The organism is bacterium, assembly GCA_026129405.1.
Lineage (GTDB): Bacteria > Desulfobacterota > Binatia > DP-6 > DP-6 > JAHCID01.
In genome coordinates this window covers 110,970-133,498 of record JAHCID010000007.1, presented here as the reverse complement: position 1 = coordinate 133,498, position 22,529 = coordinate 110,970, and the positions used below count along the sequence as shown (strand labels likewise).

The window sequence follows — 22,529 nt, the reverse complement described above, 5'->3', positions numbered from 1 at the left end:
TCACGCGTTCGGGAAGGCGATGCCGACCGCGTCCGTGGCGCGGAACGGCAGGTCGAGGCGCGGCCGGCGCGGGCACGGCCCGGCATGGAGCCCCGGCCGCTCGGGGAAGCGCGTCGGGTAGTAGTTGTACTGGAAGAGCAGCGCCATCGCGCGCTCGTCGAGCGCCGGGATCGCGCGCAGCGCCGCCCGCACGTCGGCGACGGTGCAGGCGGCGATGCCGGCCTCGATGCGCTCGGGCTCCCATGGCGTCGGAGTGAAGTCGGCGTCGTCGGCGCTGCCGTCGTCGGGGACGGGGTCGTTGTGGCGCCGCCAGAGCGACGGCTCGCCGGGCAGGGCGAACGGATCGACGGGCTCGGTGCCGAGCCAGACGTTGAAGTGCACGTGCGGGACGTTCCAGGGGAACATGAGGAACATGTCGATGCCCGACGCGCCCGAGCGGGCGATCGGCTGGCCGCGTCGCACGAGGTCGCCGGGGCGCACGAGCGCGCGGCCGAGGTGGTTGGACGTGGTCACGAGCCCGCCGCCGTGGTCGAGGAATATCTTGAGCCCGCCGCGGTTGAACTCGCTCGAGACGCGCAGCACGCGGGCCGGGGCGGCGGCGACCACCACGGTGCCGGGCGGGACCGCGAAGTCGGTGCCGTTGTGGCTGTCGTAGGTGAGGGTGCCGCCGCGGAAGTCGCGGACCTGCGTGCGGCGCACCGACCAGCCGTCGGCGATCGGCGTCTGCGTGTGGTTGAAGAGGTTGTAGATGGCGACGCGGCCGTCGGCGCGCCGGCGGCCGAGCCAGAGGCCGACGCCGAGGACGGGATCGAGGATGCCGAGGCTCGTGCGGTCGAAGCGCGACGGCGGCACGCCCTCGTCGCCGCGGAAGGTGACGAGCGCCTCGCGCAGGCGCACGGAGAGGGGCGAGAGGCCGAACGTCTCGGCGAGCGACAGCGGCGAGTCGAGGGCGTCCATCGCCCGGGTCTACGACGGACGGCGTCGCCTGCGAAGCGGTGGCCCGGCGCGGGGCGTCCCGTGTATGAGCGACGCCCGATGCGCCGCGCGTCCGCCCCCGTGCTCGCCGCCGTCGTGGCCCTCGCGGGCTGCGGCGGCGACGCCTCGCCCCCGCCCGATCCGTATCGCGTCGTCATCGACGTCGGCCCGCAGATCCGCGCCTTCGGCGAGGACACGGCCAGCGCCGACGAGGCCGGCGACCAGCTCGCGCAGCTCGGCGTGCCCGTGATCCCCGCGCTGGCGGCGGCGCTCGGGCGCGAGCCGCGCGACGTGCGCGTGAAGGCCGTCGAGGTGCTGGCGGCGATCGAGGCGCCCGAGTCCGTGCCGCCGCTGCTCGCCGCCGCCCGCGACGACGCCGACCCGGACGTCCGCGCCGATGCGCTGCGCGCGCTCGGCGTGCTCGCCGACCCGCGTGCCCGGCCGCTGCTCGAGGAGCGGCTCGCCGACCCGGACCCGACCGTCCGCGTGGGCGCGATCATGGGCTGCGCGACGCTGTGCACGTCGGAGGCGGCGGTCGCACGGCTCACCGACGTCGCGCTCGATCCGACACAGCCGGCCGTGGCGTTGGCCGCGCGCACGACGCTCGCGCAGCTGCGCACGCAGGGCGGCGAGGTGGCCGCCGTCGCCGAGCGGGCGCGGCTCGCACCGCGCCAGGGCTCGACGCCGGACGGCCGCGCGCTCGCGGCGCTGCTGGCGTCGGATTCGCATGCCGCGGCCGCGTGCCGGCGCTGGTCGCGGCCCTGCCGGAGGCGTCGCCGCCGCTTCAGCGCCAGCTGGTGTGGCGCCCGGCGCGTTCGCCGGCGCGACCGCCGTGCCGGCGATGGCCGCGCTGCTGGCGAGCCACGACTCGACGCTGCGGCTCTACGCGAGCGACGCGCTGATCAAGCTGCGCGACCGCGGCGTGGCGCCGGCGGGGGCGGCGCTCGGGGGCTACGCGGGGCCGCAGCCGCGCGGGCCGATGCCGCCGCCCGAGTTCTGAAAAAAAGAGCGGCGGGCGGGGTCCATCGCCGGACCCCGCCCGTTCCGTGGGACGCGGGTTACTGCTGCGTGGCGAGCGCGACGCCCGCGGCGCCGACCACGATGCCCGAGCGGCACGAGCTGGTCGGCGGGGTCGGCACGCCGAGCGCGGCGAGCAGCAGGTGACCGGTGGCGCAGTTCGCCGGGTCGGGGTTCGTGCGGATGCGGAAGCGCGCATCGAACGGCTGGTTGGCGACCAGGCCCGCGGCCTGGAGGATGTTGCCGGCGACCTGCCAGATGGTCGCGCTGCACTTGCCCACGCCCTCGGGGGCGCCGCAGGGCGGCTGCGCCATGCCGCCGCAGCTCGGGCTGCCCGGGGAGAAGTCCGGGTGGCTGTGGATGGTGCACTTCCCGCCCGTCATCGTGAACTCGATGAAGTATGCGGCGGCGAGCGGGCTGCCGACGAGGTCGCCGCCGGCGGTGCCCGACGCCTCGATTTCGACCACGTACTCGCCGTCCGGGAACCCGGGCTTGGCCGGATCGGCACTGGCCTTCGCGAGCTTCAGCGCGAACGAGCCGCCCCCCGTCGGCGGCTTGCCGGCGACCGCGGCCATCGGCTTCGACGACACGGCCCCCGCCGTCTTCGGCGTCGGGCTCGACGGCCCGGGGGCCGGCATCTTCACGATCGTGACGCTCGACTTGCCGGCTCCCTTCACCTGCGCGCCGGCGGAGGCCGCGAAGGCCACGAGCACACCGGCTGCGAGAATCCCCACGCTACGTGCTGTCCACATGCTGTCGTTCCCCTCTCTTCGCGAGACTCTGTTGAGTGTGAGCCAAACGGACGTTCGGTGACGTAGCGAAAGGGTGCTTCGCTCGTCAACGAATTTAGCAAGGAAATTACTGACGCAGCGCGCGAGCGCAGCGCGTCGGAGTCAGCGACGGCGCGTCGCCCAGGCGCGCGGCGACATGCCGGTCCAGCGCTTGAACGCGCGCGAGAACGTGCTCGTGTCGGCGAAGCCGAGCACGAAGGCGATCTCGGTGACCGACAGCCGGCCGGCTTCGACGTACGTGCGTGCGACGCTGACGCGTGCGTCGGCGAGCAGCGCGCTGAACGACGTCCCCTCGGCGGCGAGGTGACGCTGGAGGTTTCGGGTGCTCATGCCGAGCGTGCGCGCGATCGTCGCCTTCGACGGCGCGCCGCCGGGCAGCGCGTCGAGCAATGCCTGCTGCACGCGCGTCGCGACGCGGCTCCGCTCGAGGCGGGTGAGGAAGCGCACGAGCACCTCGTCGTTGCCGCGCGCGAGCTCGGCGTTGCCGGTCGGCAGCGGATCGTCCAGGTCGGCGCGCGTCCACTCGACGACGTTCGCCGGCTGGTCGAACTCGATCGGGGCGCGGAACACCCGATCGTAGGGCGCGCGGTCGCGCGGTGCCGGGCGCGCGAAGGCGACGCGCAGGGGATCGCACGGCGCCGGGGCGCGCAGCGCGCGCGCCTGCCGCACGCAGAGCGCGGCCACGGCGTCGACGGCCTGGAAGGGGATGTCGGGCTGGCGCGAGACGTCGATGTGGAAGCGGTAGCGATCGCCCGCGTCGACGAGCGACAGCTCGAGCACGTCGCCGACGAGACGGCGGTGGCGGACGATGCGCTCGAACGCCTCCCTCAGCGTGACGCTCGCGAGCACGGCGTAGCCGAGGGCATGGAACGTCGTCTGTGCCGTGTAGCGGGGCATCTCGAGCCCGAGGGCAGGGTTGCCCGTCGTCTCCACCGCCACCGCCCACAGCCGGTTCAGCGCCGTGCGTGGGACGCGGGCATCGGGGCCGAGGGCCGCGGGGTCGATGCCCGCGCGGGCCGCGAGCGCCCCGGCGTCGAGGCCGCGCGCCGCGAGCGCCCGCAGGATGGTCGCGGACCAGGGGCCGAAGGTCGACGTCGGGCTGCGCGGGCTCGTCGGCATGGCGGTTTGGCTCGGTCGGCAAAGACAATGGCCCGTCCTGCAAAGCAAGGCGCGCGGCCGCTCGGCTACCGTGGGCCGCATGACGGACCCGATCATCAAGGTCGCCGACCTGGCGTTCCCGCGCTTCCGCGCGCCGGACCTGGACCGGATGGAGGCGTTCCTCCTCGACTTCGGCATGCAGCGCGCCGCGCGTACGCCGCACGCGCTCTACATGCGTGGCACCGACGCCCGCCACCACGTCCACGTGACGCATCTGGGCGAGCCGGCGTTCCTCGGCCTGGCGTTCCTCGCGGCGTCGCGGGGCGACCTCGTCACGCTGGCGGCGGCGGTGGGCGGGGCGGTGCAGCCGCTGGGCGAGCCGGGCGGCGGCGAGGTCGTGCGGCTGCACGACCCCGACGGCCGCCGCATCGACGTCGTGTGGGGTCTCGCGACGCCGGCGCCGCTGCCGGTGCGGCCGCATCCGGCGCTCAACACCGGCGCGGCGCGAGCCCGCGTCGGCACGCTCCAGCGCGTCGACCCCGGGCCGTCACAGGTGAAGCGCTGCGGCCACGCGGCGATCAAGACCGCGGACCTCGCGGCGCTGTGGCCGTGGTATCGCCGCCACCTGGGCCTCCTCGTCTCGGACGACCTCTTCGTCGAGGAGCCGGCGCGGCCGCTCGGGCGCTTCGCGCGCTGCGACCGCGGCGTCGATCCGGCCGACCATCACACGCTCCTCTTCCTCGAGATGGGCGAGGCGAAGCTCGGCCACGTCGCCTGGGAGGTCGCCGATTTCGACGACCTCATGGTCGGCCACGACCACCTCGCGACCGCCGGGATGCGCCACTACTGGGGCATCGGTCGCCACGTCCTGGGCGGGCAGATCTTCGACTACTGGAAGGACCCCTTCGGCTTCACCGTCGAGCACTGGACGGACAGCGACCTCCTCGACGCCGCCGCGGCGCCGGGGACCCACTCCCTCATGGCCGCGGGCAACCAGTGGGGGCCGCCCCCGCCGCCGGATCTGGACTTCTGAGCATGGACCTCGGCATCGGCGGACGGACGGCCATCGTGTGCGCGTCGAGCCGCGGGCTCGGCCGCGCCTGCGCCACCGCGCTCGCGCACGAAGGCGTGAACCTGGTCGTCAACGCGCGCGGGCGCGACGAGCTGGAGGCCACGGCGGCGGCGCTGCGCGCCGAGACCGGCGTGACCGTCATGACGGTCGCCGGCGACGTCGGCGACGTCGCGACGCGCGCCGCGCTCCTCGACGCCTGCCCCGAGCCCGACGTCCTCGTCACCAACAACGGCGGCCCGGCGCCGGGCCGCTTCCAGGATTGGGACGACGACGCCTGGACGGCTGCGTTCCGTGCCAACATGCTCGCCCCGATGGCGCTCATGCGCGCCGTGGTCGACGGTATGGTCGAGCGCCGCTTCGGCCGCATCGTCAACATCACCTCGGCGATGGTGAAGGCGCCGCAGGCGCCGATGGGCCTCTCGGCCGGCGTGCGCACCGGGCTCACGGCGGCGAGCAAGGCGCTCTCGCTGCAGGTGGCGTGGGCCAACGTCACCGTGAACAACCTCCTGCCCGAGCGCATCGAGACCGACCGCCAGGTGCAGATGGCCCAGCTCCAGGCGATGGTGCAGGGGATCACCGTGGACGAGGCGTACGCGCGCATCCGGGCGCACATCCCGGCCGGCCGGCTCGGGCGTCCCGAGGAGGTCGGTGCCGCCTGCGCGTTTCTGTGCAGCGTCCACGCCGGCTTCGTCACCGGGCAGAACCTGCAGCTCGACGGCGGCGCCCACCCGGGGCTGCTGTGACGACGGACGCGGCGGTCCTCGTCGTCGGCGCCGGGCCGACGGGCCTCATGGCGGCGCTCCTGCTGCGGCGGCTCGGGGTCGCGGCGCTCGTCGTCGAGCGCCGCGGCGGCCCGCAGCGCGCGCCGGCGGCGCACGTCGTCAACGCGCGCACGTTCGAGATCTGCCGGCAGGCGGGCGTCGACATGGCGGCCGTCGCCGCCGCCTCCGCGCCGCCGGCGGACGCGGGCGCGACCGTGTGGGTGACGCGCCTCGGCGGTGAGGTGCTCGGCCGGCTGCGCTTCGAGCGCCAGGACGACGAGGTGCTGGGCCTCACGCCGACGCCGCTGCGCAACCTCGCGCAGCACCGCTTCGAGCCGATCCTGCTCGACGCCGTCACCGCGTCCGGCGCCGCGCCGCCGCGCTTCGGGCATCGCTGGCTCGCGTCCGAGGCCGACGCGGACGGCGTCACCTCGCGCATCGCAGGCCCGGATGGCGCCTACGCCGTGCGCAGCCGCTACGTGATCGCGGCCGACGGCGCGGGCAGCGGCGTACGGGTGGCGCTCGGCATCACGCCGCTCGGACCCGAGCGCCTGCAGAGCTTCCTCATGATCCACTTCGCGGCGAACCTGCGCGCGCTCGTCGCCGACTGCCCGGCGGTGCTCTACTGGGTGAGCGATCCGGCCTGCGCCGGCACCTTCGTCGCGCACGACATCGACGGCGACTGGGTGTTCATGCACCCGCTGGCCGAGGACGAGTCGCCGGCGGGATACGATGCCGCGCGCTGCGAGGCGCTCGTGCGGCGGGCGCTGCTGCGGCCCGACGTCGGCCTCCGGGTCCGCACGACGTCCGCGTGGACGATGAGCTGCCAGGTCGCCGAGCGCTACGGCGACGGCCGCATCTTCCTCGCCGGCGACGCCGCGCACCGCTTCCCGCCGACGGGCGGTCTCGGCCTCAACACCGGCGTGCAGGACGCGCACAACCTCGCCTGGAAGCTCGCCGCCGTGCTGGCCGGCTCGGCGTCGCCGGCGCTGCTGGCCACGTACGAAACGGAGCGCCGCCCGGTCGCGCAGTACAACGCGGAGCAGAGCCTGCGGAACGCGATGCGGATGATGGAGGTGCCGCAGGCGCTCGGCTTCGACCCCGACCCGGCCGAGGCGCAGCGCGCCTACGCGGCCGTGCTCGCCGATCCTGCGCGCCGGGCCGAGGTCGCGGCGGCGATCGCGAACCAGGCGGAGCACTTCGACATGCTCGGCCTGCAGCTGGGCTACGCGTATACCGACGGCGCCTTGGCACCCGACGGCACACCGCCGCCGGCGGCGGACGATCCCGTGCGCACGTTCGTGCCGTCGACGCGGCCCGGCGCGCGCCTGGCGCACGGCTGGATCGACGACGGCGGCGGCACCCGCCGCTCGACGCTCGATCTCGTCGCCGTCGGCCGGCCGACGCTGCTGGTCGGCCCGGCGGGCGACGCCTGGATCGCGGCCGCACGCGGGCTCGATCCGGCGCCCGCGTGCGTGCGGATCGGCGTCGACGTCGCGGATGCGAACGCGTGGTGGACGCGCGTCGCCGGCCTGGCGCCCGACGGCGCGCTCCTCGTGCGCCCGGATCAGCACGTCGCCTGGCGCGCGCTCCGCGGCGTGTCCGAGCCCGCGGCGGCGCTCCGCGGCGGGCTCGCGGCGATGCTCGGACGCGCGGTGTGACACCGTCGCGGGGTGGCTCTCGTCGGCGCGTCCTGCGCGACCCGATCGCGCCGTGGCCCAGGTGCTCGCCGCCCGTACGGGCAAGGTCAGCTCGTCCACCTGGAGCGCCTCGGCGGCAAGGACTTCTTCGACGCCGCCGTGCGGCTCGAGCGGATCGACGCGGTCGTCGTCCGCGTGCGCAGCGACTGACGCGTCAGCGCCGCGTCAGCAGGACGACCGGGATGTCGCGCGCGGTCCTGCGCTGGTAGCCGTCGTAGTCCGGCCACTCTTTCGTCATCGTCGGCCAGACGCGCTGCTTCTCCGCCGGCGTCGCGGTGCGGGCGGTGACCGGGATCACCTGGTCCCGAACCTGGATCTCGACCTCGGGGTGGGCGAGGAGGTTCTTGTACCAGCCCGGGTGCTCGGGGGCGCCGCCCTTCGAGGCGACGATGACGAAGGCGTCGCCGTCGCGCCCGTAGATGAGCGGGTTCTTGTGCCTCGCGCCGGTCCTGCGGCCGCGTGTGTGCAGGATGAGGATGCTGGTGCCGTTCCAGTCGTGGCCGACCTTGCCGCCGGTGGCCTCGTACTGGCGCACGTGCTCGTCGCCGAAGAGGGAGAAGTCTGGCATGTCCGGTGAGTGCCACGCCGGATGCGTCGTGGCGATCCCCCGCGTCGCGGTGTAGTCCCGCGGCATGCGCGACGGGACGACGGTGGCCCTCGTCACGGGGGCGAACACGGGCATCGGCCGCGCGACGGCGCTGGACCTGGCCCGGCGGGGCCTGCTGGTCTTCGTCGCCAGCCGCAGCCGGGAGAAGGGTCGCGAGGCCGTGGCCGCCATCCGAGAGGCCACGGGCTCGGCCCAGGTCGAGCTGCTGGAACTCGACCTGGGGTCGCTCGCCTCGGTGCGCCGCGCTGCCGACGCCTTCCTCGCGACCGGGCTGCCGCTGCATCTCCTCGTCAACAACGCCGGGGTCGCCGGCCAGCGCGGCCTCACCGCCGACGGCTTCGAGCTGCACTTCGGCACCAACCATCTCGGGCACTTCCTGCTGACGCAGCGGCTGCTGCCGCGGCTCGTGGCCTCGGCGCCGGCGCGCATCGTCAACGTCGCGAGCAAGGCGCACTTCGACGCGCGCGGCATCGACTGGACGGTGCTCGAGCGCTCGACGCCGAGCTTCACGGGCCTCCAGGAGTACGCGGTCTCGAAGCTCTGCAACGTCCTCTTCACGCAGGAGCTGGCGCGCCGGCTCGCCGGCACCGGGGTGACGGTCTACGCGCTGCACCCCGGCGTGGTCGCCTCGGACGCCTGGCGCCGCATCCCCTGGCCGATCCGGCCGCTCGTCACCCGCCGCATGATCTCCAACCAGGAGGGCGCACGGACGACGCTCCACTGCGCCACCTCCGAGGAGGCGGGGCGCGAAAGCGGCCTCTACTACGACCGCTGCGCGCCGAAGGCGCCGCTGCCGCTCGCGAACGACGCCGCGCTCGCCGCCGAGCTGTGGGCGCGCAGCGAGGCCTTCCTCGCGGCCCGCGGCGGCGCGGCGGCCACGGCGATCTGCTAGGGTCCGCGCCCCCATGATCCGTCTCGAAGCGATCTCGAAGCAGCACGGCGGCCGCATCCTCTTCCTCGACGCGCAGATGGCCGTCTTCCGCGGCGAGAAGATCGGCCTCGTCGGTCCGAACGGGGCCGGCAAGTCGACGATCTTCCGCATGATCGTCGGCGAGGAGGAGCCCGATTCGGGGAGCGTCCTCACGGAGAAGCGGGTCGTCGTCGGCTACTTCTCGCAGACGGTCGGCGAGATGGGCGGCCGCAGCGTGCTCGAGGAGTCCATGGCCGGGGCGGGGGAGGTCTCGCAGGTCGCGCACGAGCTGCACGAGCTCGAGAACGCCATGGCCGACCCGGCGCGGGCCGACGACCTCGAGCGGCTCGTCGCCCGCTTCGGCGACGTCCAGGCGCGCTTCGACGAGCTCGACGGCTACGGCCTCGAGGCGCGCGCGCAGGAGATCCTGACCGGCCTCGGCTTCGCGCCCGAGGTGATCGCGCGTGACGTCGGCGAGCTGTCCGGGGGCTGGAAGATGCGCGCGGCGCTGGCGCGGCTCCTGCTCATGAAGCCGGACGCGCTCCTGCTCGACGAGCCCACGAACCACCTCGACATCGAGTCGATCCTCTGGCTCGAGCGCTTCCTCCAGGACTTCGAGGGCGCCGTGGTCATGACCTCGCACGACCGCGAGTTCATGAACCGCATCGTCGGCAAGATCGTCGAGATCGACGGCGGCGAGCTGACCACCTACACGGGCGACTACGACTTCTACGAGCGCCAGCGCCAGGTCGCCGAGGCGCAGGCCCAGGCGCAGTACGAGCGCCAGCAGGCCATGCTGGCGAAGGAAGAGGCGTTCATCGCCCGCTTCAAGGCCCGCGCTAGCCACGCCGCCCAGGTGCAGTCGCGCGCGAAGAAGCTCGAGAAGATCGAGAAGGTCGAGCCGCCCCGCCGCCGCCAGGTGGTGCGCTTCGACTTTCCGACCCCGCCGCGCTCGGGCGACGACGTCGTGAAGCTCGACGGCGTAGTGAAGGGCTTCGGGGCGCGGCGCATCTACGACGGCTTCGACTTCCTCGTCCGCCGCCGCGAGCGCTGGTGCGTCATGGGCGTCAACGGAGCGGGGAAGAGCACGCTGCTGCGCATGATCGCCGGCGAGGCCGAGCCCGACGGCGGGCGCGTGGCGCTCGGCGCCAGCGTCAAGGTCGGCTACTTCGCGCAGCACGCGATGGAGATCCTGGATCCGCGCCGCACGGTGCTGGACGCCCTGCAGGACGCGCACCCGAAGGCGTCGCTCGGCGCGCTGCGCGGCCTCGCGGGGGCGTTCGGCTTCTCGGGCGACGACGTCGACAAGCCGGGCCGGGTGCTCTCGGGCGGCGAGCGTGCCCGTCTGGTGATGGCGCGCATGCTCTTCGACCCGCCGAACTTCCTCGTCCTCGACGAGCCTACGAACCATCTCGACCTCGCCACCCAGGAGATGCTGGTCGAGGCGCTCGCCGACTTCGAGGGCACGATGATCTTCGTCTCGCACGACCGTGCCGTGCTGCGCGCGCTGTCGAACCGCGTGCTCGAGCTGGGCGGCGAGGGCGGGCCGCGGCAGTACGGCGGCGGGTACGCCGAGTACGTCGCCGAGACCGGCTACGAAGCGCCGGGCGTGCGCTGAGGGGGCGTCCTCGCCGACGCCTCGGCCGATGCGCACCGGGGCGCTGCTTCCGTAGGCAGGCCCGCGCCCACATCGCGTGCAGCCAGACCCCGGTCCGGCCGGGCGCCCGTCACCGCCGCGCAACCTTCTGGCAGCGGAAATGAGTGCTTAGCCCGAACGGGCGGCGCTCCCGCATCGCTGGCACCGCCGTTGCTGCTGGGGGCCAACGGCGCGAAGCCAAACGCCAGGATTGGCGGCAATACGGGAGGGCTGTCCATGCTCGAGCGAATCCATCCGCATCATCCGAAGTGGTCCAAGGTCGCGTCGGTAGCCGCAGCGCTACTGGCGCTCGGAGCCGTGTCCGCGGGCGCCGAGGAGGCGGCGCCGGTCTTCGACTCGGGCGACACCGCCTGGGTTCTCTGCTCGGCGGCGCTGGTCCTCATGATGACGCTCCCAGGCCTGGCGCTGTTCTACGGCGGCCTGGTGCGGGCGAAGAACGTCCTCAACGTCTTCATGCAGTGCTTCATTTCCGCGGGTCTCGTCGGCGTGGTGTGGATCGCGTTCGGCTACAGCTTCGCCTTCGGCGACGGCAACGCGTTCTTCGGCGATTTCTCGAAGGTGATGCTCGCCGGCGTCACGATGGACTCGGCGGTCGAGAACGGCGCGGGCCGGAACATCCCCGAGCTGGCGTTCCTGATGTTCCAGGGAATGTTCGCGATCATCACGCCGGCGCTGATCCTCGGCGCGGTGGCCGAGCGCATGAAGTTCAGCGCCTGGATCGCCTTCATCGTCGTGTGGCTGGTCGCCGTGTACTGCCCGCTGGCCCACATGGTCTGGGGCGGTGAGGGCTGGATCCTCCAGTCGGGCGCGATCGACTTCGCGGGCGGCCTGGTCGTCCACATGTCGAGCGGCTTCTCGGCGCTCGTCTGCGCGGTCTGGCTCGGCAAGCGCCGGGGCTTCGGCAAGGAGCCGATGCCGCCGCACAGCCTGGTGCTCTGTCTCGTGGGCGCCGGCCTCCTGTGGATGGGCTGGTTCGGCTTCAACGCTGGCAGCGCCCTGGGCGCGACCCCGCTCGCCGCAATGGCGTTCGTCAACACCAGCACATGCGCGTCGGCGGCGGTGCTCGCCTGGGCGGTCATCGAGTATCTGCATCACGGCAAGCCGACCGCCCTCGGCGCCGCGACCGCGGCGGTCGCCGGCCTGGTGGCGATCACCCCCGCCTGCGGCAACGTCGCCCCCGGTGGCGCCATGCTGCTCGGCTTCGGCGTGGCGGTGATCTCCTACGTCGCCTGCGGCATCCTCAAGCCGGCCCTCGGCTACGACGACTCGCTCGACGTCTTCGGCGTCCACGGGCTCGGCGGAGCCTGGGGCGCGATCGGCTCCGGCATCTTCGCGGTGAGCTTGGGCTCGGGGATCGAGACCAACGCGCAGCAGGTCATGGTCCAGCTGAAGGGCGTCGCCTTCGCGGCGGTGTTCGCGCCGGCGGTCACCGCCATCATCCTGCTCGCGCTGACGGCGGTGTTCGGCACGCTGAGGGCGGCCGAAGAGGACGAGGTCGAGGGGCTCGACCTGTCGCAGCACAGCGAGAGCGCCTACGGCTTCGCCGGCGGCTCGGTCGTCGTGCCGGAGCTCGGCGGGGCGGGGTTCCATTCGGCGCCCACCGCCAAGCCGGTGCACACGACGGCGAGCTGACACGGTCCTCGTCTCCTGGCGCGGCGGAGGCCGCCGTCGTCGACCTGCCCGGTCGGCGGCGGCGGCCTTCCTGCGTCCAGGGGGGCGGTCTCAGACGTCGGCGACGTCGTGGGCGCCACGCAGCACGCCCTGGAGCAGCGGGTGTGCCGTCAGCTCCAGCGCCTCGAGCACGTCGGCTTCCAGCAGCCCCGCCCGCCGCGCGCTCTTCAGGACGTGCGGCACGCGACGACCCGAGGCGATGTCCTCGACGTCGGCCGCGTTGATCGCCTCCTGCTCGTGCAGCATGTCCGGTGCCAGCCGCTCGGCGTCGGCGACGCCCGCCTCCTGCAGCCGACGCACGACGCGGGCGAGCATGATCGGGCCGGGGCGGTCGAGCAGCGTGCCCAGGATCTGCCCGAGCCAGGTGCGCGCGAAGGCGACGTGCGCCTCGAGCGGATGCGTGCGCATCCACTCGGCGACGTAGAGGACGCCGAAGCCCATGTGGCGGCTCTCGTCGCGGGTGATCAGCTCGAGGATGCGGCGCAGCAGCGGGTGCGTCGCGTCGCGCGCGATGCCCTCGAAGATGTTCATGGCGAAGCTCTCGAGGAAGAACTGCTCGGTGGCGATCAGCTCGAGCGGATCGTGCGCGGCGAGCAGGGCGTCGAACATCGCCTCGGTGCCGGCGTCGATGGGCTCCAGCTCCTCGCCCATCTTCTCGATGAAGCGGCGATAGGCGAGGTGGTGCCGGGCCTCGTCCATCGCCTGCGCGGCGGCGTGGTTGCGGTAGTCCTCCTCCCGCAGCCCGAGCACCAGCGCGGCGCAGACGTTCTGGGCGACGCTCTCGCCGACCTGGAGGATGTTCAGCATGCGCCCGAGCGCGCGCCGCGTGGCGCGGCTCTTGGCGCCGTCGGGGAGGGCCTGGAAGGTCGGCGTCCTGCCGAACGCCGCCCAGCCGGTTCCGACCAGCGGGTCGTCGGGCGCGATCGCGAGCGTCCAGTCGACGTCGTGCTCGAAGTCCCAGTCGGCCGAGTGCGCCTTGGCGAAGAGCGCGGCCACGCCGGGATGGCCCGTGATGGGGAGGGTCAGCAGATCACGCGTGCGCATGCGGCACCTCGGGCGCGGACCGTAGCCGGGGCGCGCCGCCGGCGGAAGAGGGCTCCCGCGTGGCGCCGGGGACGCGCCCCCGCTACAAGACGCCCGTGCCTGCTCCCTCCGCTCCATTGGCCCGCTTGCGCGTCGGCATCGTCGGAGGCGGGGTCATGGGCACCGTCCATTCGGCGATGCTCGTGCAGATCGCGGCGGCCGGCCGTCCGGTCGAGCTGGTGGCCGTCGCCGATCGGGTTCCCGAGCGCCGCCGGCTGCTCGCGGCGACCTACGGGTTCGCGCGCCAGTTCGACGACGGCCTGACGCTCGTGAAGGAGACCGATCTCGACGCGGTCTTCGTCTGCACGCCGACGGTGTCGCACGCTGCGATCGTCCACGCCGCGGCGGCGCGGGGTCTGCACCTCTTCTGCGAGAAGCCGCTCGGCATGAGCGCCGCCGAGGGCGACGGCATGGTCGCGGCGATCGACCGCGCGGGCGTGCAGGCCCAGATCGGGCTCGTGCTGCGCTTCTCCGCCGTCTACACCGTGATGCGCGATCTCCTGTGCGAGCCCGAGGCCGGAGAGCCCGTGGCGGTCGTCTTCCGCGACGACCAGGTGTTCCCGGTCCGCGGCCTCCACGCCACGGGCTGGCGCGGCGATCGCACGCAGTCGGCCGGCGGCACGCTGATCGAGCACGGCGTCCACGACCTCGATCTCCTCACCTGGATGTTCGGCCCGATCGCGCGCCTGCGCGCCTGGGAGCAGAACCGCGCCGGCGTCCCCGGCATCGAGGACTACGTCGCGGTCGACGTGACCTTCACGAGCGGCCTGCGCGCCCAGCTGGTGTCGATCTGGCACGACATGCTCCAGCGCCCGTCGAACCGCCGGCTCGAGGTCTTCTGCCGCCGGGCGTTCGTCGCCAGCGAGGCCGACATGCACGGCGACGTCGTCATGCAGCGCGGCGACGACGCGGAGACGCGCCTCGCCGCCGACGAGGTCCTGCGGCGCTTCCTCGCCCATCACCCCGACGCCCCCGAGGCGCTGCGGCCGATCTACGGGGTCTCGTATCTCGTCCAGGATCTCGCCTTCGTCGACGCGCTCCTCGCCGGCCGCCCGGTGGCGCCGACGCTGCACGAGGGGCTCGCCGCGCAGCACCTCGCGGAGCGCGTGTACGAGGCGGCGCGGACCGGCGAGGAGGTCGTCCTGGCGGCCGTCCCGCCGGCGCCACGGTAGTCGCCGATCTCGATCGCCCTCGCATGCGCATCCGCAGATGCCGGAGCATGCGGGATACGCATTCCGACGTAGGCCGCGTCCATTGCAACCCACGCGGACGTGCGGCGACATGGGCGGCGATGTTCGTCCGCGCGCTCCTCGTCGTCCTCGCGTCCGCCGGTCTCGCCGCCGCCCAGAGCCAGACCTTCGGCAGCTCGCTCGCCACGGCGCCGAACGTCTCCATCGACTGCGCCCTCTACCCGACCATCGCCGATCCGTCGGGCGCGTACGCGCTGGTGTCCTCCGGGGTGGCGGACTGCACCTGGCGGCAGGCGGGCGTGTTCGGCGTCGCGAACGACCCGCGCTTCAGCTCGGTGCCCGGCGACGGGCGCATCACCAGCGTCACGATCCGCTCCGGCCCGGCGCCGGTGGCGCCGATCCGCTTCGCGATCTTCCGCCAGCTCTCGACGCCGGGCTTCGGCGCCGAGTCGCAGTGCTGCTTCTTCGTCGGCGAGACGGCGCCGGTGCAGCCGACGCCGAACTCGGTCGAGACCTTCGCCGTCGACCTGCCCGTGCAGCGCAACACCATCGACGGCATCTTCGCCGTCGACCTCGTCGGCATCAGCGCCGCCGCCGGCACCGGCACCCTGCCGTTGTTCGTCCCCGGCCGCGTCAACGCGTTCGATCTGACCACCCCCGGCTCGGTGAACGCCGGCATCTTCTACCCGCGCCTCGGGGCGATCCCGAACGACGTCGGCGGCGGCCGTCGCGAGGAGGGCATCCCCGGCGTCGAGCTGCTCATGCAGTGGACCTGGTGCCCCGCCGGCTTCGGCGGCGGGCCGGGCGCCTGCACCGCCGGCGGCGGTGGTGGCGGTGGCGGTGGCGGTGCGGCCGGCCCTGCGCTGCGCGCGACCAACGCGCCGGTGAGCGGCCCGCGCGCGCTGGTCGACCTCGTCTGCAACGGCGACGCCGCGTGCCGCGGGCGGCTCGAGCTGCTCGGGCTCGCCGCCATCGCGAGCGCGCCGGCGCGCGCGGGCGGCACGCCGCGCTACGGCAAGGTGAAGTACGACCTCGCCCCGGGCGCCACCGCCACGCTGCGCGTGAAGCTGAAGCGCAAGGCGAAGCGGCTCGTGAAGAAGAACGGCAGCCTCCAGGTCGGCGTGCGCCTGACGCCCGCCGGCGGCACGCCCATCACGGGCACGCTCGTGCTGACGCGCTGAGCTCCGTCGCGGGCACCGACCCGGCGCGCCGCGCGCCGCCGCCGGCCACGGCACGGGCGACGGCAGCGCGCCGGCGGTCAGCGCTTCAAGCGTCCGGCGTCGGCCAGGTCCTTCGGCCTTCCTGCGGCGAGCTTGTTCCGCACCAAGGCATCCCGACCGATGAAGTCGACGCGATGCCCATCGATCGTCGCCGGCTCGCGCGTAGCCCAGGCGTCGTCGAACGTCACGCCGCTGATCTCGGTCAGCAGGTCGATGCGACGGGGCGGAAGACCGATCTGGTAGACGAGACCGGGCGTCGCGAAGTCGCGCGGCGAAATGCCGGCCGCCTGCAGCGGAGCACCGAACCGCGTCAACGCCGACCACAGCCGGGCGGAATTCTGCTCGCCCGGTCGCACGAAGACGTCCAGATCGCCGGTGAATCGCGGCACGCCGTGCAGCGCGAGCGCATAGGCGCCGACGATCACGAACTCGACGCCCTCGGCGACCAGCGCGAGCAGCAGGTCGCGGAAGTCGTCGTTCAGATCGGCGAGCGAGGTCATTCCTCAGGTGGGCGCTCGCCACGACGGTAGAGTCGCGTCGGGATCGAGCTGCGATCGTAGATGGGAAGCGGCCGCCCCGACAGCAGCCAAGCCTCGCGCGCGAGTGGCCACATCATGGCGATGCGCTGCGCTGGCGTCGTGGTCTCGAGCACGTCCTCGGGCTCTGCCCCGAGGCGGTAGCGACGGACCGGCCAGCGCGAGCGGTCGCTCGACATCACGTCAGCATAGTCGCTTCGGCTCGCGGTGTCACACCGCGTTGGCCGCCTCGCCGACGCGCTCCAGCGGCCTACTTCGCCGCCGATGGTATCCGGCACCGCCCGGTGCGACGTCACAGGATGCGCGACAGCCCCGGCAGCCGGCGGATGCCGTCGGCGACCGCGAAGGTCGCGGGCACCGCCAGGGCGCACAGCACGACGAAGCGGAGCAGGGGCTGGGGCGGCAGCAGCGCGACGAGCGCGGTGCCGGCGACGACGAAGAACGGGTGGACGATGTACGCGGTGTACGCGCCGCGCGACAGGCGGCGCGCCAGCCGCCCCTGCGTCGCCCAGCGCTCGCGGAAGAGGACCAGCAGCCAGGCGCTCATGCCGACGCAGATCCACGGCTCCCACATCGCGTAGAGCAGCGCCGCCAGGTGCGGGCCGCCGTTCACCTGACCGATGCCGCCGACGAACGGCGTCGCGAGCAAGAGCGGCATCGCCCAGCGCGCGCGCCGTCCCCAGCACGCGACGAACGGGCGGTCCAGCCCGTCGAGCCAGCGGTTCGCGTGCGCCCGGAGTCCGAAGGTGAAGAAGGCGACGTAGAGCGGGAAGTAGCCCAGCTGGAGCCCGAGGACGTCCCAGCCGGTCGGGAAGACGAAGCGGACGAGGAAGGCGGTGAGGCCGATGCCGACGACGAAGCCGAGGATCGTGCGGTCCGACGGGAACGGGTGTGTCCCCGTGACCTCCCGGGGGTGGCCGGAGGCGACGCGTGCGGCCGCGTAGGCCGAGCCGAAGACGAGCAGTGCCAGCACGAACCAGAGCGGCCCGGGACCGACGAGGTGGCCGTAGTCGCGGCTCACGAACGCGACGAGGCCGGCCGCATCGCCGTCGCGCAGCCGGACGATGAGCCACGAGAGAATCGGATTCAGCACGAAGAAGTAGACGACGAGGGGGATGCCGAGCCGCGCGAAGCGGTCGCGCAGGAACGCCGCCGCACCCTTGGCGTCGTACGAGGCGGGCGTCACGTACGCCGAGATCGCGAAGAAGAGGCTCATGAAGAAGGCCTGGTTCACGGCGGTGAAGACGGTGAGGAGCAGGGCGGACTCGCTGTCCGGCGGGGCGGGCAGCGCCCAGTACCAGCCGCCGGTCGCGCCCGCGGCGATGGCCGCGTGGTGGCAGATCACGAGCGCGGTGAGGAACGTGCGCAGGTTGTCGAGGTAGAGCAGCCGCTCGCGCGCCGGCGCCGGCTGCGTCTCACGGATGCTTACAAGCATGCCGTCTGCCATGCCATGCGACATCGAGGGTGTCGACGCAGCGAATTCACGGCGGTCCGGGTCCCGGTCCGCCGGGCGGCGGCGCCGACCCGGTGGCAGGGCGCGCGCGGCGTTCAGTCCGTCGCCGGCAGCGCCAGCGGCAGCGTCACCGGCCGCGACAGCCACGCGGCCGAGCGCCACGGCGGCGGGGCGGCGAAGTCGTACGCGCCGAGGATCGCCACCGGCGTGCCGTGCGCCAGGACCTTGCGGTCTGGGCCGAGGATCCACCCGTGTCCCCAGGCGAAGAGCCAGCGGGCGTCGCGCTCGAGCATGCGCACGCACGAGTGGCTCGCCGGGCGCCCGGGCAGTGCGAACTGGTGGAAGGCGAGGCCGTCGTGGCTCGCGAAGTTGAAGTACCAGGGCATGAACCACTCCGCGTCGACCGTGCTGTGGCGGCCCTTCGACTTCCAGTTGAGATGGTAGTCGCCCGCCGGGGTCTGGCTGCCGCGCCGTCCGGTGCTGACGGGTCCCCAGCGCACGAGCACACCATGGGCGTAGGCCCCGAACACCTGGCCCGGCACGTCGACCGCGATCGCGGTCGGATACGGCAGCGCGGCGGGCCAGACGGCGGGCATCGGCGAGTGCGTGAGGCCGTCGTCGGCAAAGTCGTCCGGCACGACGACGACGTCGAGACGCGGCAGGTGCGCGCGATCGGCGCGGTTCAGCTTCTCCAGCAGCGCGAGCTCGGCGGCGCTGCGCTTCGCGAGCGCGGTGCGCGGCGGCTCGAAGCGGTAGGGCACCGCCGGCATGGCCGCGGCCCCGGTGGCGGCAAGCAGGCAGAGGAGGGCGGGCCAGGCGAGCCGACGGACCGGAGGCACGGGGCGGCTTGTATGGGCAGGCCCGGGATCCGGCAATGCCGTACGAGCGGCGAGGCATGCAGGCGGGGCCCCGGACGCTTCGCTCCGCCGAGCGGTGTCGGCTATCGTGCGCCGCGATGCCCGATCCCCAGCGTCGCTACGACGAACTCAAAGCCCTCGGCCTGAAGCTCGACATGACCCGCGGCAAGCCCTGTGCCGCGCAGCTCGACCTCGCACAGGCGCTCCTCACCACGGTCACCGGCGACGTCCGCGCCGCCGACGGCACCGACTGCCGCAACTACGGCGGCGTCGACGGCCTGCCGGAGGCGAAGGCGCTCTTCGCCGGCATGATCGGCGTGGCGCCGTCGGAGGTCATCGTCGGGGGCAGCTCCAGCTTGAACCTCATGTACGACGGCGTCGTGCGGTGCCTGCTGCACGCGCCGCCGGGCGGTGAGACGCCGTGGCGCGCGCTGCCGAAGGTCCGCTGGGCGTGCCCGGTGCCGGGATACGACCGGCACTTCGCCGTCTGCGAGAGCCTCGGCATCGAGATGACGACGGTGCCGATGCGCGACGACGGCCCCGACATGGACGCGCTCGAGGCGCTCGTCGCCGCCGACGCGGCGGTACGCGGTATGTGGCTCGTGCCGCGCTTCAGCAATCCGACCGGCGCCGTGGTGTCCCCCGAGGTGGTGCGCCGTCTCGCCGGCATGAAGACCGCGGCGCCGGACTTCCGCATCTTCTGGGACGACGCCTACGCGGTCCACGTCCTCGGCGACGCGCCGGTCGAGATCCCGAGCATCCTCGAGGCGTGCCGGGAGGCCGGCAATGCCGACCGCGTCGTTCTCTTCGGCTCGACGTCGAAGATCACCTTCGCCGGCGCCGGCGTCGCCTTCATGGCCGCCAGCGACGCCAACGTGGCGTGGGCGAAGAAGCATCTCGCCATCCAGACCATCGGCCCCGACAAGCTGAACCAGCTGCGTCACGTCCGCTTCCTCGGCGACCAGACCGGCATCCGCGCGCACATGCAGAAGCACGCGGCCATCCTGCGGCCCAAGTTCGCGCGCGTGCTGTCGGTGCTCGAGGAGGAGCTCGGCGGCTCGGGGCTCGCGCGCTGGACGAAGCCCGAGGGCGGCTACTTCGTCACGATGTGGGTGCCGAAGGGGACGGCGTCGAAGGTCGTGAATCTGGCGAAGGACGCGGGCGTCGCGCTCACCCCCGCCGGCGCGACGCATCCGTACGGCAAGGACCCCGACGACGCGGTGCTGCGTCTCGCGCCCTCGTTCCCGAGCGTCGAGGAGATCGATCAGGCGATGCGGGTCGTGGCCGTGTGCGTGCGGCTGGCGGCGGCGTAGGGCCGCTCGCCACGACCGGCGTCGGGAGTTTGCCTCCGTCTCGCGCGGCGCGGTAGGCAGATCGAGGCCATGCTCGAGCCTCGGTTCTGCGTACGTCCGCGCGGACCCTCACGGGCGAGTCCGGCATGACGCCGTGTGACACGAGGCCGATCGTCGACTGGCTGGTCGATGGGGCGCGGTCGGCGGCCGACACCGAAGGCGTGCTGGCCGAGCTGTGCGAGCGGCTCGCCGGCTGTGGCATGCCGTTGTCGCGCGCGGCGCTGTTCGTGCACACGCTGCATCCGCAGGTCATGGGCATCCGCTTCCTGTGGAAGCCCGGCGAGGCCGTCGAGGTGGATCGCGCGCCGTTCGAGGCGTTCGAAGCCGAGGACTTCCGGCACAGCCCGGTCCGGCACGTCATCGATACCGGCGTCGCGCTCCGCCGCCGGCTCGCGGATGCGAGCTGTCGGCTCGATTCCGCCGTGGTGCGTGATCTGCGCGCCGCCGGCGCCACGGACTATCTCGCCGTGCCGCTGCGGTTCGCCGACGGCACCGTGCGCTGCGCGACCTTCACGACCGAGGCGCCGGGAGGCTTCCGCGACGCGCAGGTCGCCGGCCTCCAGGCGATCGTCGCCCCGCTGGCGCGGGTGGTGGAGAACCAGACGCTCCGCTACACGGCGAGCACGCTGCTCGACACCTACGTCGGCGCCCACGCTGGGCAGCGTGTCTTCGCAGGGCAGATCAGGCGAGGCCAGACGACCACCATCGATGCGGCGATCTGGCTGTCGGACATGCGGCATTTCACGCGCTTCGCCGATCGGCTGCCGCCCCAGGCGCTCATCGATCTCCTCAATCGCTACTTCGACTGCCAGGTCCCGGGGATCGTGGGGCGGGGCGGTGAGGTGCTGAAGTTCGTCGGCGACGGCCTGCTCGCGATCTTCGCCATCGCGCCCGGCGGCGACGACGTGCGGGAGGTCTGCGGGGCCGCGCTCGACGCCGCGCACGAGGCTCGCAGGGCGGTTCTCGCCGCCTTCGGCGACGCACCGGCGCTCGTCGAGGAGGGGCCGCGGTTCGGGCTGGCGCTGCACCTGGGCCAGGTCCTGTACGGCAACATCGGGAGCGGGAATCGTCTCGACTTCACGTGCATCGGGCCTGCCGTGAATCTCGCCGCGCGCCTCGAGAAGCTGTCCGGAGGGCTCGGCCGCACGATCGTTGCCTCCGAGGAGTTCGCCCGCCATCTCCCGGCGTCGCGCCTCGTGCGCGTGGGGGACTTCGCCCTCCCGGGATTCGCGGCGCCGCGAGCGGTCTTCGGGCTCGACGACGAGTGACGCGGTGACGCAAGGAGGGGCCGTGTCGCTCTACAGCATGCAGAACCCGGTGTTCGTCACCTACGTCATCGCGTCCGCGCTCATGATCCTGAAGCTCATGGGCCAGGGCTGGATGACGGTCGCCCGGATGATCGGCAGCGACGGCGGGCTGCTCAACCCCGAGGACCTTCGCGCCGGCCCGGCGAATCGCAACCCGCGGCCGGAGCAGCTGGAGCCGAACGCCGAGGTGGAGCGCGCGCGGCGCATCCATCGCAACGATCTGGAGAGCATCCCGGCCTTCCTGGCGTGCGGGCTGCTCTTCGTGGCGGTCGAGCCGCCGCTGTGGCTCGCGCAGGTCGCGATGTACGGGTTCGTGATCGCGCGCCTGGGCCACACCCTCGCCTATGCGACCAGGCAGCGCCACGAGCTGCGGGCGACGCTGTTCTCGATCGGATCGCTGCTGGTGATCTTCATGGCGATCTATGCCCTCGCCGGCGCGCTCCGGCAGCGCTGAGCGATCGCCCGGCGGACGCACGGCTAGCCTGCCAGCACGAAGTCGACGATCAGCCCGATCTGTGCGACCAGCATCGGCTCGCCGCCGACGACCACGGCGCCGCGCGCGGCCGCGGCGGCGAGAAACGCCGTGGGCTGGCGGATGACGACGTCGGCGGCGAGCGTACCCGGCGTCATCCCGGAGACGTCACAGGGCAGGGCGGCGTCGCCGGGGCGCATGCCGAGCGCGGTGGCGTTGACGACGAGGTCGTGGCCGGACGGGTCGGGCCCGCCGAGGGCGACGGCGAGCGCGGGCCACGCGGCGCGGACGTGGTCGGCCAACGCCGCGGCGCGCGCCGTGGTCCGGTTGTAGAGGGTCAGCCGCGTGGCGCCGTGGCGCCCCATCGCGAACGCGATCGCCGCCGCCGCGCCGCCGGCGCCGCATAGGAATACGCGCCGGCCGCGTACGGCGTGGCCCGACGCGGCGAGCCCTGCGACGAAGCCCTCGCCGTCGAACATCGTGCCCACGAGGCGGCCGTCGGCGGTGCGGCGGATCGTGTTGCAGGCGCCGACCTGACGCGCCTCGGCGGAGACGTCGTCCAGCAGGGCGACGATCGCCTCCTTGTGCGGCATCGTGACGACGCCGCCCGCGAAGCTCTGCATCGCGCGCAGCCCGTCGACGACCCGGGCGAGCCCGTCCGCCGCGACCTGGATCGGGACCATCACGGCGTCGTCGCCGCGTGCGGCCAGCGCGTCGTTCACCAGGCGGGGAGCGCGTGCATGGGCGATGGGATCGCCGAGGATGGCGAGGACGCGGGTCGTGCCGGTGATCGTCACGGG

General features: G+C 73.4%; 23 protein-coding genes. 13 read left to right on the top strand and 10 right to left on the bottom strand.

Annotated elements, in window-relative coordinates; all coding sequences use genetic code 11:
• On the bottom strand, positions 1–957 hold the full coding sequence (locus KIT14_21040) for a M23 family metallopeptidase (protein ID MCW5893009.1): 957 nt from the start codon (positions 955–957) through the stop codon (positions 1–3).
• A gap of 78 nt (positions 958–1,035) precedes the next feature.
• Here KIT14_21040 and KIT14_21035 point away from each other — a divergent pair, with 78 nt between their 5' ends.
• Positions 1,036–2,139 (top strand): HEAT repeat domain-containing protein, encoded by a 1,104-nt coding sequence (locus KIT14_21035; GenBank protein ID MCW5893008.1) that lies wholly within the window; start codon positions 1,036–1,038, stop codon positions 2,137–2,139.
• Here KIT14_21035 and KIT14_21030 read toward each other — a convergent pair.
• Positions 2,034–2,726, bottom strand: coding sequence for a hypothetical protein (locus KIT14_21030; protein ID MCW5893007.1), 693 nt, complete (start codon positions 2,724–2,726; stop codon positions 2,034–2,036). The genes KIT14_21035 and KIT14_21030 overlap by 106 nt on opposite strands.
• Before the next feature lie 159 nt (positions 2,727–2,885).
• Entirely contained in the window at positions 2,886–3,902 is a 1,017-nt protein-coding gene (locus KIT14_21025) for an AraC family transcriptional regulator (GenBank protein ID MCW5893006.1), read from the bottom strand.
• Positions 3,903–3,993: 91 nt separating this feature from the next.
• On the opposite strand from KIT14_21025, the gene KIT14_21020 reads away from it, so the two are divergent.
• Genes KIT14_21020 through KIT14_21005 form a run of 4 tightly spaced genes read left to right on the top strand, consistent with a single transcriptional unit; the run spans position 3,994 to position 7,564 of the window.
• The gene (locus KIT14_21020) at positions 3,994–4,914 is read left to right on the top strand and encodes a VOC family protein (protein MCW5893005.1); all 921 of its coding nucleotides are present in this window, start codon (positions 3,994–3,996) and stop codon (positions 4,912–4,914) included.
• Between the two features lie 2 nt (positions 4,915–4,916).
• Positions 4,917–5,696 (top strand): SDR family oxidoreductase, encoded by a 780-nt coding sequence (locus KIT14_21015; protein MCW5893004.1) that lies wholly within the window; start codon positions 4,917–4,919, stop codon positions 5,694–5,696.
• On the top strand, positions 5,693–7,375 hold the full coding sequence (locus KIT14_21010; protein MCW5893003.1) for an FAD-dependent monooxygenase: 1,683 nt from the start codon (positions 5,693–5,695) through the stop codon (positions 7,373–7,375). The genes KIT14_21015 and KIT14_21010 overlap by 4 nt, the downstream gene beginning before the upstream one ends.
• A 12-nt stretch (positions 7,376–7,387) precedes the next feature.
• A complete protein-coding gene (locus KIT14_21005; GenBank protein ID MCW5893002.1) occupies positions 7,388–7,564 on the top strand; it encodes a hypothetical protein in 177 nt (58 codons plus the stop codon).
• Between the two features lie 4 nt (positions 7,565–7,568).
• On the opposite strand, the gene KIT14_21000 is transcribed toward KIT14_21005, so the two are convergent.
• A complete protein-coding gene (locus KIT14_21000) occupies positions 7,569–7,982 on the bottom strand; it encodes a nitroreductase family deazaflavin-dependent oxidoreductase (GenBank protein MCW5893001.1) in 414 nt (137 codons plus the stop codon).
• 64 nt (positions 7,983–8,046) lie between these two features.
• Here KIT14_21000 and KIT14_20995 point away from each other — a divergent pair, with 64 nt between their 5' ends.
• From KIT14_20995 to KIT14_20985, 3 genes are all read left to right on the top strand, one after another.
• Positions 8,047–8,913 (top strand): SDR family oxidoreductase, encoded by an 867-nt coding sequence (locus KIT14_20995; protein ID MCW5893000.1) that lies wholly within the window; start codon positions 8,047–8,049, stop codon positions 8,911–8,913.
• A gap of 13 nt (positions 8,914–8,926) precedes the next feature.
• A complete protein-coding gene (locus KIT14_20990; GenBank protein ID MCW5892999.1) occupies positions 8,927–10,549 on the top strand; it encodes an ABC-F family ATP-binding cassette domain-containing protein in 1,623 nt (540 codons plus the stop codon).
• A 255-nt stretch (positions 10,550–10,804) separates the two neighbouring features.
• On the top strand, positions 10,805–12,220 hold the full coding sequence (locus KIT14_20985; protein ID MCW5892998.1) for an ammonium transporter: 1,416 nt from the start codon (positions 10,805–10,807) through the stop codon (positions 12,218–12,220).
• 90 nt (positions 12,221–12,310) lie between these two features.
• Here the strand turns inward: KIT14_20985 and KIT14_20980 are convergent, their stop codons facing one another.
• Entirely contained in the window at positions 12,311–13,303 is a 993-nt protein-coding gene (locus KIT14_20980) for a ferritin-like domain-containing protein (GenBank protein MCW5892997.1), read from the bottom strand.
• A 155-nt stretch (positions 13,304–13,458) separates the two neighbouring features.
• On the opposite strand from KIT14_20980, the gene KIT14_20975 reads away from it, so the two are divergent.
• Together KIT14_20975 and KIT14_20970 are read left to right on the top strand one after the other, a co-directional pair.
• Complete coding sequence (locus tag KIT14_20975; GenBank protein MCW5892996.1) at positions 13,459–14,514, top strand: Gfo/Idh/MocA family oxidoreductase; 1,056 nt, start codon at positions 13,459–13,461, stop codon at positions 14,512–14,514.
• A 119-nt stretch (positions 14,515–14,633) separates the two neighbouring features.
• The gene (locus KIT14_20970) at positions 14,634–15,713 is read left to right on the top strand and encodes a hypothetical protein (protein MCW5892995.1); all 1,080 of its coding nucleotides are present in this window, start codon (positions 14,634–14,636) and stop codon (positions 15,711–15,713) included.
• A 77-nt stretch (positions 15,714–15,790) separates the two neighbouring features.
• Here KIT14_20970 and KIT14_20965 read toward each other — a convergent pair whose 3' ends face one another.
• The 4 genes from KIT14_20965 to KIT14_20950 form a co-directional block, all read right to left on the bottom strand.
• Positions 15,791–16,252, bottom strand: a complete 462-nt coding sequence (locus KIT14_20965) for a nucleotidyltransferase (protein MCW5892994.1) — start codon at positions 16,250–16,252, stop codon at positions 15,791–15,793.
• Positions 16,249–16,467, bottom strand: coding sequence for a hypothetical protein (locus KIT14_20960; GenBank protein MCW5892993.1), 219 nt, complete (start codon positions 16,465–16,467; stop codon positions 16,249–16,251). The genes KIT14_20965 and KIT14_20960 overlap by 4 nt, the downstream gene beginning before the upstream one ends.
• A 113-nt stretch (positions 16,468–16,580) precedes the next feature.
• Positions 16,581–17,723, bottom strand: coding sequence for an acyltransferase family protein (locus KIT14_20955; protein MCW5892992.1), 1,143 nt, complete (start codon positions 17,721–17,723; stop codon positions 16,581–16,583).
• 113 nt (positions 17,724–17,836) lie between these two features.
• Positions 17,837–18,580, bottom strand: a complete 744-nt coding sequence (locus KIT14_20950) for a L,D-transpeptidase (protein MCW5892991.1) — start codon at positions 18,578–18,580, stop codon at positions 17,837–17,839.
• 116 nt (positions 18,581–18,696) lie between these two features.
• Here KIT14_20950 and KIT14_20945 point away from each other — a divergent pair, with 116 nt between their 5' ends.
• From KIT14_20945 to KIT14_20935, 3 genes are all read left to right on the top strand, one after another.
• Entirely contained in the window at positions 18,697–19,911 is a 1,215-nt protein-coding gene (locus KIT14_20945) for an aminotransferase class I/II-fold pyridoxal phosphate-dependent enzyme (GenBank protein MCW5892990.1), read from the top strand.
• Positions 19,912–20,036: 125 nt separating this feature from the next.
• A complete protein-coding gene (locus tag KIT14_20940) occupies positions 20,037–21,218 on the top strand; it encodes an adenylate/guanylate cyclase domain-containing protein (GenBank protein ID MCW5892989.1) in 1,182 nt (393 codons plus the stop codon).
• A 22-nt stretch (positions 21,219–21,240) separates the two neighbouring features.
• The gene (locus KIT14_20935) at positions 21,241–21,711 is read left to right on the top strand and encodes an MAPEG family protein (protein MCW5892988.1); all 471 of its coding nucleotides are present in this window, start codon (positions 21,241–21,243) and stop codon (positions 21,709–21,711) included.
• 23 nt (positions 21,712–21,734) lie between these two features.
• Here KIT14_20935 and KIT14_20930 read toward each other — a convergent pair whose 3' ends face one another.
• A complete protein-coding gene (locus tag KIT14_20930; GenBank protein ID MCW5892987.1) occupies positions 21,735–22,526 on the bottom strand; it encodes a shikimate dehydrogenase in 792 nt (263 codons plus the stop codon).
• Positions 22,527–22,529 lie beyond the last annotated feature (3 nt).